Raw genomic sequence first — 4,466 nt, 5'->3', positions numbered from 1 at the left:
CCCGAGCGCGGTACTTCGGCACGGCCAAGGTGCAGGCGCAGATGTGCTGGGCGGCACTGGGGATGAACCTGCTGAAGGCTCACCGCAAGCTCAAAAGCATGGAAATGGCGGGGGTCGGTGCGCCCTGAGCGGGGCAAGCGGGGCTGCGAAAGCAGCCCCGAGACAAAAGAGCCGGCCGGCCGGGATCGAAAACGCTACTCAGATTCAGCAACAACAACCTTGCGCGCTCATGGGTGGGTTATGCAACGGTCTTACCACGCGGCCAGCAGGCAGCCCAGGCTGTGCGCGGCCAGCACCACCGGGCCGGGGCGGGCCAGCACCACGTCCTGCAGCCGCGCCGTCCAGTCGCCGCGCAGCGGGCGCATCCAGTCGTGCTGCGCCACGCGCGTGCAGCCGTGCCGCTGCTCCCAGGCCGTCTGCCAGTGGCCAGGGCCGGAGTCCTGCCAGCCGGGCAGCAGGAGGATGTCGGAAGGATTCATGCTATTACTTGGATAGCTGCTTGCGCTTGTCTCATATAGGCTAGAGGTCGATTCTGCCAATATTGCTAACAGCCATTCTGCCCCAGCCGCGGTCCCAAAAAAACGCCGCCGCAACGCCCTGGCGGGCGCGGCGGCGGCGATGCGGCCTTGGCGTCTGTGCGGCGAGGCGCTTACACGCGGCGGCGCAGGGCGAAGCCGGCCATCAGCAGCGACAGCAGGATCAGGCCCCACTGCGACAGCGTCGGGATGGGCGTGCTGGGCGGAGGCACGCGGGTGGTGACCTCGTCCTCGTTGTTGCTCAGATCGATGTCGCCGGGCGCGTCCAGGCGCGCGTTGTTGACCAGCGCGGCGGGGCCGTTGTACGGGTCGGCCAGTTGCGCCGTGAAGGTGAAGACGCGGGTCTCGCCCACGGGCAGCGTGCCCACGGCGCAGGTCACCGTGCCGGCGCTGTTCACGCAGCCGTCGGGCGACGCGACGAAGCTCATGCCGGCGGGCAGCGTGTCGATGACCTGGGCGCCGCGGCTTTCCTGCGGGCCGTTGTTGCGCACCGTCAGGGTATAGACCACCTGCTCCCCAGCGGCCATCGTGGCCTTGTCCACTGCCTTGGTCAGGCCCAGGTCGGTGGGAACGGCCTCGCGGCGGGTGGTGGTGTCTTCATCGACCTGGTTGTTGCCCATCTCGGTCTCGTTCTCGGCCACCGCCACGGCAACGTGGTTGCCCTGCGTGCCCGAGTAGTCGCCGGCGGTGACGATGCTCTCGGCCCGCATGTCGTATTGCAGCACCACTTCGTTGGCCGCGCCGACGGCGATGGTCGGGAAGGTGCAGGTCAGCGTGCCGCTGATGGCGCCGATGGCCGGCTCCGTGCACACCGGCGTGACAGCGGTGCCCGCGGCGGTGGCCGTCAGGCCGCCCTGGTAGCTGAAGCGCGCGGTGTTGCCGGCGTTGGGGAAAGTGTCGGTCATCACCAGGTTGGTGCCGTAGGACGGCCCGGCGTTGCGGATGGTGATGGTGTAGCGGGTCGTCGCGCCCAGCACCACCGGATCCACGCTGTCGGTCTTCTGCACCAGGATGTCCACCAGGGACGCGATCACTTCGGCCGGGATGCTGGCCGAGTTGTTGTCCAGGTTGGTTTCCGTGCTGTCGGTGGCCACGGTGACCGTGTTGTTGATGGTGCCGGTGGTGCCGCCGCCCAGCGCCGCCTCGAGCGGACGGACGGTGAAGGTCACGGTACGGTTGCCGCCCGCGGGCACCGAGGCCCAGGTGCACTCCAGCGTGCCGCCGGTGGAATCGGCCGCAGGCACGGTGCCGCAGGTGCCGCCGTTCGACGGCGTGCCGACGCTGATGAAGGCGGTGTTGGGCGGCATCACGTCGGTGATGCGGACGTTGGTCGCCTCCGACGGCCCGGCGTTGTTGGCCGTGACCGTGTACGTCATGGGCTGGCCCACGCGCACCGGGGTGGGGTTGACGGACTTGCTGACCGTCATGTCCACACGCGGCTGCACCACGCTGGAAACGGTCGAGGTGTTGTTGGCGCGGTTGGGGTCACCCACGTCCAGCGAATTGACGGTGGCCGTGTTGCCGCGCGTCAGGTCCGTCGCCGTGGTGTTGTTGGGACGGATCGTGATGTCGATCGTGGCGGAGGCGCCCGCGTTCAGCGTGCCCAGGTTGCAGTCGATGCTGGCCGAGGTGACGCTGGCCGGCGTGGCGGGCGCGCAGGTGCCCTGCGTCGTCGTCACGGACACCAAGCCCGGAAAGCCGGCGATGTTCCGCAGGTTGTTGACGGTGTCGTACACGTGCACCTGGGTCGCGTTGACGGACGTGGACAGGTTCCGGGCCACCAGGCGGTAGGTCAGGGGCTGGCCCACCACCACGGGGTTGGGGCCCACCACGGTCTTCACGATCTCCAGGTCGGCGGAGTTCTCGGGCAGGGTGCCGTTGGTGCCGACGCCGTGGCAGTTGCGCTGGAAGTCGGGCGCGCCACCGGCTTCGTTGGGGCCGTTGCCGCTCAAGCCCAGACAGGCGCTGTTGTTCAGCGAACCGGCGACGGTGTTGACTGCTGCCAGCGTCAGCGTATTCGTAGCGGTGCCGTTGGTGGCGTTGAATCCCAGGTTGGACGTGCGCAGTTGCCGGCAGTAGAGGGTGGCGCCACCGGCTACCGGGTACACCGCTGCCGTGGCATAGCCAGCGTCGGAATAGCACGCCCAGCCAGTGCCGCTGGCGCTGTTTATCGTCATGCCGGCGGGAATGGTCTCCGTCACTGTGATGTACTGGCCCGCCAGCACGGGCATGGGGCCGTAGTTGGCGACCACGATGTTCCAGTTGTAAGGCTGGCCCGTCACCACCGGGCTGAGGCTGGCCGATTTGGTGATGCGCAGGTCGGCCGTGTTGGTGACTTCGACGGTGCTGCTGTTGTTGGTGCCGTTCGGGTCGGGCGGCGTGGCCGTCACGTGGCCCGTGTTGGGGATGGTGCCGGTGGCGGTGACGTCGGCCACCAGTTGGATGTCAGGCAGGTCGGTGAACGCGCCGCCGGTGTAGGTGCCGGGGTAGGTGCAGGTCAGCAGCGGTGCCGCCCAGGTGCAGTTCCAGGGCGCCGGCGCGTTGTGGCTCACGTAGGTCATGCCGGCCGGCAGCGTGTCGGTCACGACCACGCCGGTGGGCGCGGCGCCGCCTTCCTGGCGCGCGCGCAGGGTGAAGGTGGCCTGGGTGCCGCTGGTGCCCGCGGCCAGGGCCACGGTCTTGCGGATGCTCATGTCGGTGCCGGCGCTCAGCGGCTGGCTCACCGTGGCGGTGTTGTTGGTGGTGTTGCCGTCCAGGTAGTTGGACGAGACGTCGAACGTGGCGTCGACGGCGCCGGTGACGTTGCCGACGGCGTTCACGGTGATGGGCGGGAAGCTGCTGCCATTGGCCAGACCGTCGCTGCGGGTGCAGGTGATCTGGGCGCCGACGGGCGGGCCCGGCTCATCGGTCAGCGGGTAGCCGCTGGCGGGCTGGCAGTCCCAGCCCGTTCCGCCAGGCCGCGAGGTGATGGACGAGCCTGACGGCACGTTGAAGGTGACGGTGGGCGACTGGCCGGCCGGCAACGGGTCGGGGCCGTTGTTGGCGACGTTCAGCGTGTAGGTGTAGGGTGTGCCCGCGGCAATGGTGCCGCCGGCCGAACTGGTGGCGGTGACGGCCAGGTCGGCCGCCTGCTGCACGGTGATGGTGCGGCTCAGGCTGTTGTTGCCTTGGTTCGGGTCGGCGGTGCTGGAGGTGACCGTGGCCGCATTCGTCCACACCTGTGCGCTGGGCAGCCGCACGCGCAGCGTGACCGTGCGCGAGCCGGGGAAGGGAATGGAAGCCCAGTCGCAGTGGTAGGGCGCGCTGGCGGTGCAGGTGCCGCCGTCGCTAGCACTCATGTCCACGAAGGTGGAGCCGGCCGGAATGGTGTCGGTCAGCACGACGTTGCTGGCGGCGCCGGTGCCGTTGTTCTGCACCGTCATGGTGATGGTGGCGATACCGCCGGCCGGCACCGGGTCGGGCGTGACGACGTGGTTGGCGAGCACCAGGTCCGCGCTCTGCGCCCAGGCACCGCCCGCCGCGCACAACAACGGAGCGGCTACCAGCGCAGCCCAGAAACCACGGCGCAGCGCGGGCCGGGCTGAAGGACTCGCCGACGGCGCAGTGCACGCCTCTGAAAACAAACGAATGCTCATGACAGGGTTCCCCTCGGTAATTCTCCCGAGCCTTCGCCCCCCCTCCCCAAAGAGGGCACCGCGAAGCCCGGACTCGTTAACGCAATGGCAATGCTCACACACCACCAATTACACCTTACGCTCCTGATCATATTAGATGATTTGGTTACCTATCAAGACCGCTGCATAACTGGTAGCAGTCCCGATGCGCACTCGTCCGGTCTGCGCTGCAATGGTGCCAGGAGGTGATGGTGGCGATGGACAGCTTCTTTCTGATGGGCGCGCGCCCGCTGGTCGAAGGCAGCCCGAGCATGAA

The 4,466-nt window shown here is 68.4% G+C and carries 1 protein-coding gene and 2 pseudogenes; 1 reads left to right on the top strand and 2 read right to left on the bottom strand.

The features are described 5' to 3' along the window. A pseudogene (locus G518_RS41580) lies at positions 1-128 on the top strand (IS5 family transposase); the annotation flags it as partial. A 126-nt stretch (positions 129-254) separates the two neighbouring features. On the opposite strand, the pseudogene G518_RS37110 reads toward G518_RS41580, so the two are convergent. Then, positions 255-479: pseudogene (locus G518_RS37110) on the bottom strand (RBBP9/YdeN family alpha/beta hydrolase); the annotation flags it as partial. A 170-nt stretch (positions 480-649) separates the two neighbouring features. Further along, positions 650-4,171, bottom strand: coding sequence for an IPTL-CTERM sorting domain-containing protein (locus G518_RS0126260; protein WP_028605021.1), 3,522 nt, complete (start codon positions 4,169-4,171; stop codon positions 650-652). Positions 4,172-4,466 lie beyond the last annotated feature (295 nt).

The sequence above is a fragment of the Ottowia thiooxydans DSM 14619 genome (assembly GCF_000422885.1).
In the GTDB taxonomy this organism is placed as follows: Bacteria; Pseudomonadota; Gammaproteobacteria; order Burkholderiales; family Burkholderiaceae_C; genus Ottowia; species Ottowia thiooxydans.
Note: the sequence above shows the minus strand (reverse complement) of the source record. Positions and strands in the feature narration are given on the sequence as shown.